Origin of the sequence: Cryobacterium sp. BB307 (genome assembly GCF_012274275.1) — a bacterium.
GTDB lineage: Bacteria > Actinomycetota > Actinomycetes > Actinomycetales > Microbacteriaceae > Terrimesophilobacter.
Window position 1 is genome coordinate 712,351 of record NZ_JAANZA010000002.1, and the last position, 13,038, is coordinate 725,388.

The window sequence follows — 13,038 nt, forward strand, 5'->3', positions numbered from 1 at the left end:
GGCCCGCATGGCGGACACACAGCTGGCGGCGGTGATGGCCGAGCTTGACGCGCTCGCCGACCCGAAGATGCGCGAGGCGAACGAGAAGCGCGGTGACGATCACGGCGTGAACCTCAGCAAGCTGCGTGAGGTGGCGAAGCGGCTGAAGACGCAGCACGACCTGGCGTTGGAACTGTGGGCGACGGATGACACCGCGGCTCGGCTGCTGGCGCTGCTGATCTGCCGGCCGAAACTGTACAGCGCGGACGACTTGGATGCGATGCTGCGCGAGGCTCGCGCGCCAAAGGTGCATGACTGGCTCGTGAACTACGTGGTGAAGAAGAGCCCACACATGGAGGAGTTGCGTGTGCGCTGGTTCGCTGACTCCGACCCGGTGGTGGCAAGTGCCGGATGGGCGCTCACCACGGACCGCGTGGTCAAGAAGCCTGAGGGCATCGACCTGACCGGGCTGCTCGACACCGTCGAGTCGGAGATGAAGGATGCCCCCGACCGCCTGCAGTGGGCGATGAACCACTGCCTGGCCGAGATCGGCATCCAGAACGCCGACCTGCGTCCCCGCGCGATCGACATCGGTGAGCGGCTGGAGGTCCTGAAGGACTACCCCACTCCCCCGAACTGCACCTCACCGTTCGCGCCCATCTGGATCGCGGAGATGGTGAGCCGGCAAGGGTGACTTTCGACTCAGACTGAGGGTCTCGCCGGCGTTCTCGAGCCCCCGTGCAGGCTATCGATGCGACGGTTCCGTGCCCTGACGAAATCAAGGACTCGCTCACGATAATCGACGTAAGACTCGAGACTCTTCGGCAACGGAGACGACTCAAAGCCGTCAAAGGGTAGGAAGAAGTCGACTTCGGCGCGATCGTTGACGAGGTCCTGAAGCAAGAAGAAGTTGACGTACCCGTCGAAATCAACGAAGAGTTCGAAGAAGTCCGAGTACCGGGCGATTGTTTCACCAAGGGGACTCCCTTCGCCTGCGTAGTAGCGGCGAATGCACTCGAGGGTGAGATCGATTCGATCCTCAATCAAACGGCTGACGCCTCGGTGCTGATTGATTGTGAAGCGTCGCTCGATCCTGTTCCCCGGGAAGACCATGTTCCCGCCAATCGTGTAACCGAGTCGATGAAACTCCTCGTTGGTCTCGTCAGGGAGTTGGGTGTAGTAGCCGTGCAGCCTCTTTCGATGAGAGTTAGCCACGGTGTCGCTGGACAGGAAGAAGCGGCCAAGCTCCGAGTCATGGTGCAGGTAAACGCCCTTGGTGTCAGTCGTGAGGACGAACACGTGCCCGTTCGGCAGCGGCTTGCTCCACAGCATCCGGTGGTATCTCCGCAACGTCGGGCTGTGGGAGTCCGGGTCCTTGCCGGTTGGCGTGTCCGACCTGAAGTCAAAATCGACGTCAATTTCGGGAGCGTGCTCCGCCTTGTCCGGTTCGTTGTCAGTTGGAGCATTCGGAAGCGGGTTGGTCATGCGGCCCAACCAACCTATCGCCAACAACCGACATCCACTCAGAAGCTGTCGCCGGCAGTGACACGGTCACTTATTCGCGACGCCGTAGCTCAGGTACACCACCCCGCTGCCGAAGCGGCGCTCATCCAACAGCTCCAAGTCGACCCGCACGTCGTCCGGGAAGAACCGCTTGCCACCGCCGACGATCGCGGGGACGATGAAGAGCTCGTACTGATCGACTAGGCCAGCACGGATCGCATGCGCGGCCAGGGTCGGCCCATCGATAGTGATGTCGAGCTCCGAATCCTCTTTCAGCGTGCGCACCGCATCCGGGTCGAACGTGCGCTCGATCCGAGTCCTCTTGCTGGCGACCTCGCCCAACGACGTGGAGTAGACGATCTTGTCGGCCGCCTGCCAGGTGTTCGCGAACTCAAGCATGAAGGGCGGCTGATCCGGCAAGGTATGGAGCGTCTCCCAGGCGACCATCGTCTCGTACATCCGACGTCCGTAGAGGTACGTTCCGACGGACTGCATCAGGTCATTGACGAACTGGTGCAACGTCTCCCCGGGTACGCTCCAATCGAAGTTGCCCTCCGCGTCAGTCACGTACCCGTCAAGAGACGTGATCATCGAGTAGATCAGCTTGCCCATCACCGGACCTCCCGTACAGGACCAAGAATCCACCGGATGCGCAGACATGGCAAGACCGCCGAGCCCAGCCGCTTCAGCCATCTGCTGACAGCCGCTCTGCTAACGGCAGATTCGCTCACCTGACCCGGAGTCGCGGAGGCAGGGTGGAGGCATGAGCGATTCACCTAAGCCGCCGCTGTTCACCGAAACCGTTCGGCGCGAGTTCTTTGAGCGGCGCGTCCTCGTGCTGGACGGACCGCTTGACGACGACAACGGCACGCTGCTGGCTACGCAGCTCATTGCGTTAGCAACGGAGGACGCCCGTCAAAGCCGACGTCTCGACTGGTCAGGCGGCCAGAACGAACTGGGATTGGGTGCCCGAGAGTTGTGTGGTGGAGTGCTCCCGCATTGCGATCAGACGCTCGGCGATCTCGCGCGTCAGGTCGACCAGGGTGATGTCCAAGGCACCCGTCACAGCCGCGATCATCTCACTCGAAGGTTCCTTGCGACCCCGCTCGATCTCGGACAAGTATTGAGGGGAAACCCCGGCACGCGTCGCGGTCTCGCCCAGAGTCTCGCCACGCTCGTGCCGAAGCCTCCGCAATTGGTCACCGACCATGTGCCGCCACAAAGGCTCACGGGGCTTCCTCCCGTCGGAACCCGCAGCGCCGTGCCAATCAGTTTTCAAGAAGCGGCGCTCGGCTGCTCCGATTAGTCTCATTCCCACCTACGGGCCGAAGGGAGACCGTCATGAACGACGAGAAGAAGTCCGGTCGGGGCACCAAAGCCAAGAGCACGGCACCTGAGTTCACGCCCGAAGAAAAGGCAGCGATGAAGGAACGGGCCAAGGAGCTGAAGGCCGAAGCCGCTCGCGGGAAGAAGGAGGCGGACCTCGAGAGCGAAGTGCTCGCGAAGATCGCCGAGATGCCGAAGTCTGATCGCACAATGGCCGAGCGAATCCACGCGCTCGTCAAGGCCAACGCACCCGAGCTCAAGCCCAAGCTCTGGTACGGGATGCCTGCCTACGCCAAGGACGGCAAGGTCGTCTGCTACTTCACGAGCGCCGACAAGTTCAAGGCGCGCTACGCCAGCTTCGGCTTCGACGAAGCAGCCAATCTCGATGAGGGCAGCATGTGGGCAACCTCGTTCGCGCTGACGAAACTGACCGCCACCGACGAGAAGAAGCTTGGCGAACTCGTGAAGAAAGCCGTGAGCTAGCCCGCCTCCTCGCCGGAGCGCCGTGAGGCACCCCGGCGAGGGTGGAAGGTTAAGCGTTACGCGGCGTCGGCCTTGCCAGCCACCCCAGGCTGCACGACCGGGAAGTCGATCTCGGTCTTCATCGCCTTGTTGAAGAAGTTGGTGAGGGAGTTCAGCCCCACCGCAGCGATGACCTCCACGATCTCGGCGTCACTGACGCCGGCCGAGCGGACGGCCTCAAAGTCAGCGTCGGTGATGTCACCGCGGCTGCTGTTCACCGCAAGGGCGAACGTAAGGATGGCGTCCTCCTTGGCGTCGGTCGCGGTGCCTTCACGTGCCGACAGGATGTCCTCCTCATCGAGCTTCGCGGCGTGGGCACTCGTGTAGGTGTGCACCGAGAGGCAGTACGCGCACTCGTTCGACTCGGCGATCGCCAAGGCGATACGTTCGCGCGTGGCAGCGCGAAGCACACCGCGGCCGAGCGCTCCGGACAGCCCCAGGTAGCCCTGCAGCGCTGACGGGCTGTTGACCATCGCACGAGCCATGTTCGGCACTGCACCCATCGCCTTCTGTGTCGCTTCGAGTTGCTCGGCGGCAGTTCCGGTTGCAGATGCGGGGTCGATAAGCGGGATGCGCGTCATGGTGCTCCAATTTCTAGCGGTTGTAACTGGCTTTTGCCATAAGACAGCCCATCACACTCTTCTCACGATTGCAAACCGCTGTTACCATGAGAACATGGTTGTGTCGGATGTTGAGGGCAGCGCCCCTGTCATTGGCGAGCGTCTGTCGCTCGACCTGATGAACACGTCTTTCTCAACACGCGGCAAGCCGGCGGAGGGGCTCGGATCTCCTGAGCAGGCGACGTCATGGGTTCAGAGGATCGCTGGCCGACTTGCAGATGCCGGCGCCACGTCCGCATCCGAGGCGCGCTTCGGCGAGGCGGGACTGGACGACTTGCTCGCCCTTCGCACTGCAATGCGGTCACTTGCCGACGCTGTCGTCAGCGGCGGAACGCCGGGTGCGCACGACGTCGAACGGATTAACCGGGCGGCCGCCCTGACGCCGCGGTGGTCATCGATGGCTTGGAATGGCGACGCCCGTCCCGCCATGACGAAGCAATCTGCGGGCGCTCCCGCCGACCAGGTGCTCAGCACGCTGGCCGGAGACGCGGTAGACCTCTTCACCGGCGCTGACGCCGCCCGGCTGCGCATGTGCGAGCGCCCGGGGTGCGACCTGTTCTTTCTGAAAGACCACCCGCGTCGAGAGTGGTGCACTCCAGCCTGCGGCGCACGCGTTCGTGCCGCGCGGTCATACCAGAAGCGAGTTCAGCGAGCCCGATCTGCTTCGGCGATCGGGGCTCCCCAGCCGTCTCCTACTACGCCAGAACGCCGTAGAAGATGACGTAGTTCATCGCGAGGTTGAACGCCGCGTGGGCGACGATCGCGCCAACGAGCGATCCGGTAAGCATCCGGAACGCGTAGAAGACGAGCGAACTCAGGAACATTGCGGCAACCCACAGGAGTGCGGGAAGCGGAAGGAACGCCCACGCACCCGCGACGAAGACGATGCCGAAGTGAGCGAGGTGGGTGACCGCGAAGGCGCCTGCGTCCACGAGCACGGCCGAGCGATTGCCGAGGCGCGACGCGAAACTCTCGTGGGCGATGCCTCGATAGAGGAGTTCCTCTCCGATGGGGCTGAAGAGCATGCTGATCACCGCGTAGATGATGAAGTACACCAGTCGGTCGGCTTCGGATGGTGATTCAGGCACGTTGGAGTAGGTTCGCGCGATGTAGGCGAACGGGTTCTGCACCGAAAACCCCCACAGCGCGGTTGTCGCGAAGTAGACAGCGAAGCAAGCCGCGGCGCCCGCCAACGCGGCGGGCAGCATCCAACGCCAGCGCGACGGGCGCACTACTCCGATGGCTCGCCGACCGGCACGCGTGAGCACGATCCAGGGCAGCACCGCCATCGCGACGAAGACGAGACTCACCAGTTGATAGGTGCCCGTCACATTGGCTTGAAGCACGAGAACCATGCGCACCACACCGAACACGACGAGCAACAGGATCCCGGTCCTGACATCGAACGTGAGGACTCGGAGAAAAGGCGCGCGAAAGGCCGGCTTCACGTCTACTTGCTCTTCCAGCGTAGGCACGACGCGAAGCCTATTGGATGCCGGACATCATCCGAGGTCGACTCGTGCTTGGGTTCTGAGTTTGCGGGGAGAGTTCTCGGGCGTTCATTGATCACCATCGAGGTGCGCGTGTCACTCACCCTGCAGGGGTGACGCCGCCGAGGTTGCCAGTGAATCGAATGGTGTTGACCTCGGATTGGAGCTCGACATGGAGATCGGCGCAGTCATCCAGACAGTCGGTGAGGTCGTTGACGTTATGGGAGTCGTAGCAATCGTCCTGGGAATCACCTATTCGATGGTGGACGCGGGAGTGCGCGGACTCCGAAGGCAGCGGCCGATTTACACCAGATTCCGCCGTGTGCTCGGGCGCGCCATCCTGCTTGGCCTAGAGCTCCTCGTTGCGGCGGACATCATCAAGACAGTGGCGGTGACACCGACCCTCCAATCCGTCACCGTGCTCGCCATCATTGTGCTCATCCGGACATTTCTCAGTTGGGCGCTTCAGCTGGAAGTGACTGGCAGATGGCCCTGGCAGAAGCCGACGGATGATGAGACGACCGAACCCGTGGAGCGCACGGCGTGACCCGGTGGGCGACCTGCCGCGACATCATCCCATGAGGCTGATGCAGCTGCCGGATGGGGTGCCGATGATGGCCTCCAACACTGTTTCACTGACGGACCGGGAGGAACCAGCGATGAGTTCCATCGTCACCTACAGCGAGGGACAACCCTTTGCGGGAGTGGTCGGGCGCACAAGTGGCGAATCCACCCCGGCTTGGCCGACTCCTCCTCGCGCGCAGGACGGAGCGCCCAACGTCATCATCTTCGTCCTCGATGACGTCGGTTTTGGACAACTCTCAAGCTTCGGCGGGCTCGTCGAGACCCCAGTGATCGACCGGTTCGCGGATGACGGACTGCGGTACACCAACATGCACACGACCGCGCTCTGCTCACCCTCGCGCGGTGCCATCTTGACCGGCCGCAACCATCACTCGCTCGGATTGGGCGTGATTTCTGAAGTGTCGACCGGATACCCGGGCTACAACGGGATCATGCCCTTTGACAAGGGGATGCTGTCGGAAATGCTGCTTCCCCACGGTTACAACACTTTCATGGTTGGCAAGTGGCACCTCTCCCCGCCGGAACACGAGACTGCCGCCGGGCCGTATGATCGTTGGCCCCTGGGACGTGGATTCGAGCGGTTCTATGGGTTCCTCGGCGGAGATACGAACCAGTGGTATCCGGACCTCGTTTATGACAACCATTCGGTCGAGCAGCCCCGGCAGCCGGAGGATGGCTACCACCTCAGCGCAGACCTCGCGGACAGGGCCATCGAGTTCATTCAGGACGCCCACGTGAACGCCCCGGACAAGCCGTTCTACCTGCACTATTGCACGGGTGCTGCGCATGCGCCGCACCACGTGCCCGTTGAGTGGGCCGACAAGTACAAGGGCAAGTTCGACGCCGGCTGGGACGACTACCGAGAGGTAGTGCACCATCGCCAACTCGACATGGGCATCATTCCGGCCGGGACGGAACTTTCCGCCCATGACCCGGACGTTCCCGTGTGGGAGACCATCTCTGAAAGCGAGAAAAGGGTCTACGCCCGGATGATGGAGGTGTACGCCGGCTTTGTCAGCTACACCGACCACGAGTTCGGACGAGTGGTCAGCTTCGTGGAGGAAATCGGAGAGCTCGACAACACATTCTTCATTCTCATCTCCGATAACGGGGCCAGCTCGGAGGGTGGCCCGGTCGGATCTCTCAACGAGATGATGTTCTTCAACAACGTGCCGGAGGATCTCGAGGAGAACCTCGAGCGGATTGATGAGCTCGGCGGCCCGACCGTCTTCAACCACTACGCGTGGGGATGGACCAATGCCGGCAACACGCCGTTTCGTCGATGGAAGCGAGAGACGTACCGCGGCGGCTGCACCGACCCGTGCATCGTCTCATGGCCCGCCAGGATCACCGCTCGTGGTGAGATCCGCACGCAATACGCGCACATCGTGGACTTCGTGCCCACAGTGCTCGATGCCCTTGGGATCGACCCGCCGATAACCATCCGTGGTGTCACTCAAGCCCCTCTCGAAGGGGTGAGCTTCGCGCACACCTTCAACGACGCCGACGCTGGTACTGCTCATCACACGCAGTACTTCGAAATGTTCGGCCACCGGTCCCTGTACCACGACGGATGGCGGGCCGTGTGTCCGTGGCCAGGCCCGAGCTTCGCAGAAGCCGCGGAGAAGGGGCTCCGTTACGGCACTCCGATCGATGAAGCGGTTCTCGCCGACATCGAAGCCAACAACTGGGAGCTGTACGACCTTACAAAGGACTACTCCGAGACGCATGACCTCGCTGCCGAGAACCGTCCAAAGCTGATCGAGATGATTGGCCGGTGGTGGGCTGAGGCAGGCAACTACAACGTGTTGCCACTCGATGGCGCCATGCTGCAACGCATGAATGTTGAACGGCCAACGATCGCGAAGTCACGTGACCGTTTTGTCTACTTTCCGGGTGGCTCACCGGTGCCGTTCACCGCAGCGCCTAAGGTCTACAATCGCCCGTTCACGATCACGGCCGATGTGCAGATCCAAGACGCCGCCGTTCACGGAGTCCTAATCGCCCAGGGCGGCCTGACCGGGGGGTACTCGTTCTTCGTCAAGGACAACCGACTGAGCTTCGTCTACAACTTCCTCGGACGCGATCTCTTCACCGTCGTTTCCAACGTAGACGTGCCCAGTGGCGATGTCTCCCTTCGCTACGAATTCGAGCCAACCGGCGAACCGGACTTCGCTGCCGGGAAGGGCACACCAGCGCGCGGACAGCTGTACATCGACGACAACCTCGTTGGGGAAGTCGACATGCCGCACACAGTGCCGAATATTTTCAGCACCGAAGGCCTCACCTGCGGTCATGACGGCGGCAGCCGCGTGGCCCCCGACGATTATCAGGACGACTTCCCCTTCACCGGCCTACTCAAACGGGTCACGATTGACCTCTCGGGAACCGACCTCATCCCTGACAGCGAAACTGACATGAAGGTGGCAGTTGCCCGCCAGTAGCGATTCTCTTCGTTCATCATCGACCGGGACTCGTGACATGGTGCTCATCGAGGGCGGCGTCCTTTTGATGGGATCGGATGAGTTCTACCCCGACGAACGCCCTGTCCATCCACGCGAGGTGAGGTCATTCCGAATTGACCGGTTCGAAGTCACGAACGAGGACTATAGGCGGTTCGTTCACGACACGGGATATGTCACCGTTGCCGAGCGGGAGCTCAATCCGGCGGATTTCCCCGGCGCAGATCCTGCCGACCTGGTGCCTGGTGCAATGGTGTTCACGCCCACGCCGGGTCCGGTCGACCTGCGGGATTGGCGCAACTGGTGGCGCTGGCAGCCTGGCGCGTATTGGCGGGAACCGTACGGTCGCGGCTCAACAATCGCGGGCAGATTACGGCACCCTGTCGTTCACATCGCCTTTGAGGATGCCGTGGCCTACGCGGAGTGGGCGGGGGTACGTCTGCCCACCGAGGCCGAGCACGAGTACGCCGCCCGCGGTGGGTTGGTCGGCGCGCGTTTCGCCTGGGGTGACGAGCTCTACCCGGCCGGCGTGCCCCAAGCGAACTCGTGGCTCGGGCACTTCCCGTACGACAACCAAGGGGTAGGAGACGCCGCTCCGGTCGGCTCGTACCCACCCAACGGCTACGGGTTGCACGACATGACAGGCAACGTGTGGGAGTGGACCACGGACTACTACACGCCGCGGCATCTAAGACTTACCGACAACCCTGTCGACCCGGGCAAGCGGAAGAACCTGCTCGCCGCTGCGAGCGCGCAGGAGCACTCGCCTATGCCTCGGCGCGTTCTGAAGGGCGGCTCCCATTTGTGCTCGCCGGAGTACTGCCTGCGCTTCCGCCCGGCGGCGCGCTCGCCGCAGGCGGAGGACACCGGCATGTCGCACATCGGGTTCCGTTGCGCGCTGGATGCCTGAGGGAACGCCCTAAGCCGCTCCCCAACCTCGACGACTAAGTGTCCTTTGGCGCCCGGCGGCCCCAACCTGTGGTCGGCATCGTCGCCGGCGTGCCGAATCGTTGGGCAAGGCTGCCCAGTCCATCGATGTTGATGGTGAATGCCTCCCCCGGCTCGAGCCATTCGTCGCGGTCCAGTCCGCAGCAGCCGGGGACAGCTCCCATCCCGACGACTGTGCCTGCAGGGAGCGAGCGACGACGAAGGATGTGGGCGAGCATCCGGGCGGGGTGGAGGGAGTAGTCGCTGGTGGTTCCGGTCCAGGCGGAGCGACCGTCGAACGTCACTGTTACGGCAAGGTCGAGCGGATTAGGCACCTCGTCTGGGGTGACTAGGTACGGGCCGATGCCGTTGCCGGTGTCGAAGTCCTTGCTGCTGGCGGGGCCGGTGAACAGCATCTCCCCCAGCTGCACGTCGCGCGCGCTGGCGTCGTTGTAGATGAGGTAGCCGGCAGGTTCGACCCAGGCAGAGTGCTGTTGGGGTTCGGCGCCGGTGACGATCGCGAGTTCCGGTTCGATGTCGAGGTAGGCGGTGAAGTCGGGCCAATCGATCGTGTCGCCGGTGCCGCTGATGGAGTAGTGATTGCCCTTATAGAAGCGCAGCGTCTTCGACCGAGCAGCCGCACGGCCGAGTAGCGCGCCCACCGGCCTGCCCACACCGAATGGCAGGCTGCGGCGTAACAGGGTCCGGGTGGATGCGCGGAGATGCTTCGGACTCAGACCGCAATCCAGTAGGGCCGCTGGCTGCGGAAGCGGCGCGAGCAACTGCACGTCGTTCAGTCGCAGTGCGGGCTGCGCGGGGTCGGCAACGATCGCCGCGGCGCGGTCGAAGGTGTCGGGGAGGCCGGCGAGATAGGAGTCCATGGAGTCCAGTCCACGAACGTCATGGCCCGCAGCGGACGTGAAGCGAACGACTTCGGCACCACGCACCGCGCCGAACGCAATCTCGGCCCGATCTGCTTCCGTGAGCCGAAAGCTCACCAGCTTCATGACCGACTCCCCCGCACCGCCTGGACACCGATCCATACAGCGCTGCCCAGCGCGAGCGCCCACTTTGTGCGCGTTGCCGCGCCCGAGAGCGCCGCATCTCTTGGGGTGATGTCGTCGGGCCGTGCGGTGAACCGCGCGTGGAAGGCGTTCTCGACTAGGTCAAGCACGGCCGATGCCGCCGGTGCCGCGATCAACGCCAACGTCACCGCTCGCGGCTGGGCGGGTTGTCGAACGGCTCGTCCCGAGGCGATCAACGCTGCCGCATACAGGAACGGATGCAGGGTGTCCGGCCCGAGGTGGCGCTGATATTGCTCGCGTTGCGCAGGCGTCCAGCCACCCATGATCTTGCGGAAGACCGTGGGGTCAGCAGTGGTCTGCAGCCGTCCGACATCGCTCCCCAGCGGAAGCAGCAGCCGTGCGATGTTCGCTTGAGACACCGCGAACGCCACCCACAACGCGACGGTGATGCGCTTGTTTTTCCCGTGCACGCCGATGCCACCCTCCTATTAGACCTTGAGTTCAATAACAAGAGAGCGTACATTATTGAACTGATGTCTAATAAACCGGTGCGCCGGCGCCTGACGACCGAGCAGCGGCGCCTTGAACTGATTAGATCCGCGGCCCAGTTGTTGGGAACGCGACCATACGAGGACGTCTCCATTGATGAGATCGCCGAGCACGCCGGCGCCTCCCGAGCACTGCTGTACCACTACTTCCCGTCCAAACAGGAACTGGCCCGCGAGGTCGTGCAGCATGAGTCAACCGCCCTGCGCGCGGCGATCGAGGGACAAGATCTGCCCGCCGCGTTGGCCGCTTACCTGGACTATGTCGAGTCGCATCCGGATGGCTACCGACTCCTACACGAGGGCGCGCTCCGTCTTGATAGCGAGATCCGCGGCGTGATCTCGGAGAGCCGAGAGCACGTCGAACGTATCGTTTTGGAGCTTCTCGGCACCACAAACCCGGGCCCGGCAGCGCGATTGGCGGTCCGAGGATGGACCGGTTTCGTGATCGCGATCTGCTTGGAATGGATCAACGATTCCGGCATCGACCGGCGAACCGTGGAAGCAATCCTGACGCGCTCCCTCGACCAGCTCGTGCATTCCGCGTGACCTGGTCGCTGACGCATCGGGCGAGCTAGAAGCGTTCAAACAACGGCCTCAAGCGGTGTCTGTAGTCGCGTGGCGTCAAGCAGGGAGAGGACCGCATTTCGGTCGCCTTGCACCGTCGTGTCCTCGCTGCTGTCGAGCGGAGCCCCGCCAATTACGAGGCCTTTCCATGCCCGTGTCGTGCTGACAACGCGGGCATCGACGTCGTCGGGGGCGACTTCCTTCGTGATGGAGGTCCCTTCCTTTGTCACTGTCGCGAGGTATTCGACAGGATCTCGGTCGATCAGGCGGGAGTCTCTTAGTTGAAGACCGACCCGGCGACCACGGGCGCCATGAGCGAGTGGCCGCGCATGCGCTCGCATTGCCAAGACGAGGGTGTCGGGGCTCATATCGGCGTCTACCGGAAGCATTGGGGAGCGGACAGCCCATAGCGACAGGGCTGTGTTGACCGCCTCGAGCTCGCGCCCCCAGTCGGTGAGGTCGTACAGCATCACGTGCGTAGGCGCCGACGAGGTGTGGCGCGCCACCACGCCTACCTCTTCGAGATCCTGAAGCCGTTGCGTGAGCACCGCGGGACCAATTCCTGGGATATCTCGTTGTAGATCGACGAATCGCTTGGGTCCGAGCAGTAGTTCCCGCACAACGATGAGCGCCCACCGCTCGCCAATGAGGTCGAGGCCGTGCGCCGACGCGCATCCGTCGTTGTATGAGCCATAGGTTCTGCGCGTCGCCACCCTCGAATGTTACTACTTGTCAAGAAGTGCACACTACTGTTTTAGTAGTGCTATCGATGATCAACGCGAGGAGACCAGCATTGGCGAACACCACTAGGACGGCACAGCCGATTGACGTCACTTTCAGCGCTGAGGTGATTGCCGACTCGAATAGCGGCTGGCTCTGCGTGCAACTGCCGGACTCGGCCGAGATATTCGGGACGGGCAAATCAGTGAGAGTCTGCGGCACGGTCGATGGCCACGACTACGAGGCGACCATGCTGCCCGTCGGCGGCGGCACACACATGCTGGCCCTCCGGGCTGCGTTGCGAAAGGTTCTGAACATAAAACTTGGCGACGAGGTCGTTGTGCATCTGACGGGCAGGATCGCGTGACTACCCCGGGAATGCCCCAAGACCTGGATCACACGTTCTCCGCGACCATCGGCGTGGACGTCAAGGGCGAGATCTGGTCATGCGTCGAGATGCCGGAGTCAACCGCATTCTTTGGAACAGGCAAGGCCGTCAAGGTCAATGCAACGGTCGATGATCAGCCCGTGACCACATCATTCATGCCAACCGGTCGCGGTGGTCACATGCTCTCGATCAGCGCGAAACTTCGCAAGCTCCTGAGAAAGGACATCGGCGATGAGGTCACCGTTCATCTGACGCAGCGCCTGAGCTGATGTAGATGCAAGCGCCGACCCCGATCCCCAGTCACTACGAGCACTGACTACCTGTCAGCAGTTGGCGCTAGCCTCGAGAATGAGATGAACTCTGCAACCAAAGGCGTTCG

16 protein-coding genes are annotated in these 13,038 nt (G+C 62.8%); 8 read left to right on the forward strand and 8 right to left on the reverse strand.

All coding sequences use genetic code 11. The features are described from left to right. Positions 1-7: 7 nt before the first annotated feature. Positions 8-673, forward strand: a complete 666-nt coding sequence (locus HGK58_RS10685) for a DNA alkylation repair protein (RefSeq protein WP_168627554.1) — start codon at positions 8-10, stop codon at positions 671-673. An 8-nt stretch (positions 674-681) separates the two neighbouring features. Here the strand turns inward: HGK58_RS10685 and HGK58_RS10690 are convergent, their stop codons facing one another. The 3 genes from HGK58_RS10690 to HGK58_RS10705 form a co-directional block, all read right to left on the reverse strand. After that, positions 682-1,464, reverse strand: a complete 783-nt coding sequence (locus tag HGK58_RS10690) for a hypothetical protein (RefSeq protein WP_210422824.1) — start codon at positions 1,462-1,464, stop codon at positions 682-684. Between the two features lie 66 nt (positions 1,465-1,530). Beyond that, positions 1,531-2,094: a dihydrofolate reductase family protein gene (locus HGK58_RS10695; protein WP_168627555.1), complete on the reverse strand. Its 564-nt coding sequence runs from the start codon at positions 2,092-2,094 to the stop codon at positions 1,531-1,533. A 325-nt stretch (positions 2,095-2,419) separates the two neighbouring features. Beyond that, on the reverse strand, positions 2,420-2,692 hold the full coding sequence (locus HGK58_RS10705; RefSeq protein WP_168627761.1) for a helix-turn-helix transcriptional regulator: 273 nt from the start codon (positions 2,690-2,692) through the stop codon (positions 2,420-2,422). A gap of 131 nt (positions 2,693-2,823) precedes the next feature. On the opposite strand from HGK58_RS10705, the gene HGK58_RS10710 reads away from it, so the two are divergent. Next, on the forward strand, positions 2,824-3,291 hold the full coding sequence (locus tag HGK58_RS10710) for a DUF1801 domain-containing protein (RefSeq protein ID WP_168627556.1): 468 nt from the start codon (positions 2,824-2,826) through the stop codon (positions 3,289-3,291). Between the two features lie 56 nt (positions 3,292-3,347). Here HGK58_RS10710 and HGK58_RS10715 read toward each other — a convergent pair whose 3' ends face one another. Both HGK58_RS10715 and HGK58_RS10725 read right to left on the reverse strand, forming a co-directional pair. Beyond that, entirely contained in the window at positions 3,348-3,911 is a 564-nt protein-coding gene (locus tag HGK58_RS10715) for a carboxymuconolactone decarboxylase family protein (RefSeq protein ID WP_168627557.1), read from the reverse strand. Positions 3,912-4,645: 734 nt separating this feature from the next. After that, the gene (locus HGK58_RS10725) at positions 4,646-5,425 is read right to left on the reverse strand and encodes a CPBP family intramembrane glutamic endopeptidase (RefSeq protein ID WP_168627559.1); all 780 of its coding nucleotides are present in this window, start codon (positions 5,423-5,425) and stop codon (positions 4,646-4,648) included. 187 nt (positions 5,426-5,612) lie between these two features. On the opposite strand from HGK58_RS10725, the gene HGK58_RS10730 reads away from it, so the two are divergent. Genes HGK58_RS10730 through HGK58_RS10740 form a run of 3 tightly spaced genes read left to right on the forward strand, consistent with a single transcriptional unit; the run spans position 5,613 to position 9,397 of the window. Then, the gene (locus HGK58_RS10730) at positions 5,613-5,987 is read left to right on the forward strand and encodes a DUF1622 domain-containing protein (protein WP_168627560.1); all 375 of its coding nucleotides are present in this window, start codon (positions 5,613-5,615) and stop codon (positions 5,985-5,987) included. 40 nt (positions 5,988-6,027) lie between these two features. Beyond that, complete coding sequence (locus tag HGK58_RS10735; protein WP_210422825.1) at positions 6,028-8,469, forward strand: arylsulfatase; 2,442 nt, start codon at positions 6,028-6,030, stop codon at positions 8,467-8,469. A 37-nt stretch (positions 8,470-8,506) separates the two neighbouring features. Beyond that, positions 8,507-9,397 (forward strand): formylglycine-generating enzyme family protein, encoded by an 891-nt coding sequence (locus tag HGK58_RS10740; protein ID WP_168627561.1) that lies wholly within the window; start codon positions 8,507-8,509, stop codon positions 9,395-9,397. 34 nt (positions 9,398-9,431) lie between these two features. Here the strand turns inward: HGK58_RS10740 and HGK58_RS10745 are convergent, their stop codons facing one another. Beyond that, entirely contained in the window at positions 9,432-10,421 is a 990-nt protein-coding gene (locus HGK58_RS10745) for a fumarylacetoacetate hydrolase family protein (protein WP_168627562.1), read from the reverse strand. Further along, positions 10,418-10,909: a hypothetical protein gene (locus tag HGK58_RS10750; RefSeq protein ID WP_168627563.1), complete on the reverse strand. Its 492-nt coding sequence runs from the start codon at positions 10,907-10,909 to the stop codon at positions 10,418-10,420. Before HGK58_RS10750 ends, HGK58_RS10745 begins: the two co-directional genes overlap by 4 nt. 78 nt (positions 10,910-10,987) lie before the next feature. Between HGK58_RS10750 and HGK58_RS10755 the strand changes: the two genes are divergently transcribed. Continuing rightward, positions 10,988-11,533, forward strand: coding sequence for a TetR/AcrR family transcriptional regulator (locus HGK58_RS10755; protein ID WP_168627564.1), 546 nt, complete (start codon positions 10,988-10,990; stop codon positions 11,531-11,533). Between the two features lie 35 nt (positions 11,534-11,568). Here HGK58_RS10755 and HGK58_RS10760 read toward each other — a convergent pair whose 3' ends face one another. Beyond that, on the reverse strand, positions 11,569-12,264 hold the full coding sequence (locus HGK58_RS10760) for a helix-turn-helix domain-containing protein (protein WP_168627565.1): 696 nt from the start codon (positions 12,262-12,264) through the stop codon (positions 11,569-11,571). A gap of 80 nt (positions 12,265-12,344) precedes the next feature. Here HGK58_RS10760 and HGK58_RS10765 point away from each other — a divergent pair, with 80 nt between their 5' ends. Both HGK58_RS10765 and HGK58_RS10770 read left to right on the forward strand, forming a co-directional pair. Beyond that, entirely contained in the window at positions 12,345-12,638 is a 294-nt protein-coding gene (locus tag HGK58_RS10765; RefSeq protein ID WP_168627566.1) for a DUF1905 domain-containing protein, read from the forward strand. An 11-nt stretch (positions 12,639-12,649) separates the two neighbouring features. Beyond that, complete coding sequence (locus HGK58_RS10770) at positions 12,650-12,928, forward strand: DUF1905 domain-containing protein (protein WP_168627567.1); 279 nt, start codon at positions 12,650-12,652, stop codon at positions 12,926-12,928. Positions 12,929-13,038: the final 110 nt, after the last annotated feature.

What these genes read in the sequence shown, in the direction of transcription:
- HGK58_RS10690 (WP_210422824.1), bottom strand. Translation starts at nt 1,464, where the DNA reads ATGACCAACCCGCTTCCGAATGCTCCAACTGACAACGAACCGGACAAG.
- HGK58_RS10745 (WP_168627562.1), bottom strand. Translation starts at nt 10,421, where the DNA reads ATGAAGCTGGTGAGCTTTCGGCTCACGGAAGCAGATCGGGCCGAGATT.
- HGK58_RS10740 (WP_168627561.1), top strand. Translation starts at nt 8,507, where the DNA reads ATGGTGCTCATCGAGGGCGGCGTCCTTTTGATGGGATCGGATGAGTTC.
- HGK58_RS10710 (WP_168627556.1), top strand. Translation starts at nt 2,824, where the DNA reads ATGAACGACGAGAAGAAGTCCGGTCGGGGCACCAAAGCCAAGAGCACG.
- HGK58_RS10770 (WP_168627567.1), top strand. Translation starts at nt 12,650, where the DNA reads ATGCCCCAAGACCTGGATCACACGTTCTCCGCGACCATCGGCGTGGAC.
- HGK58_RS10695 (WP_168627555.1), bottom strand. Translation starts at nt 2,094, where the DNA reads ATGGGCAAGCTGATCTACTCGATGATCACGTCTCTTGACGGGTACGTG.
- HGK58_RS10705 (WP_168627761.1), bottom strand. Translation starts at nt 2,692, where the DNA reads ATGGTCGGTGACCAATTGCGGAGGCTTCGGCACGAGCGTGGCGAGACT.
- HGK58_RS10715 (WP_168627557.1), bottom strand. Translation starts at nt 3,911, where the DNA reads ATGACGCGCATCCCGCTTATCGACCCCGCATCTGCAACCGGAACTGCC.
- HGK58_RS10685 (WP_168627554.1), top strand. Translation starts at nt 8, where the DNA reads ATGGCGGACACACAGCTGGCGGCGGTGATGGCCGAGCTTGACGCGCTC.
- HGK58_RS10730 (WP_168627560.1), top strand. Translation starts at nt 5,613, where the DNA reads ATGGAGATCGGCGCAGTCATCCAGACAGTCGGTGAGGTCGTTGACGTT.
- HGK58_RS10735 (WP_210422825.1), top strand. Translation starts at nt 6,028, where the DNA reads ATGCAGCTGCCGGATGGGGTGCCGATGATGGCCTCCAACACTGTTTCA.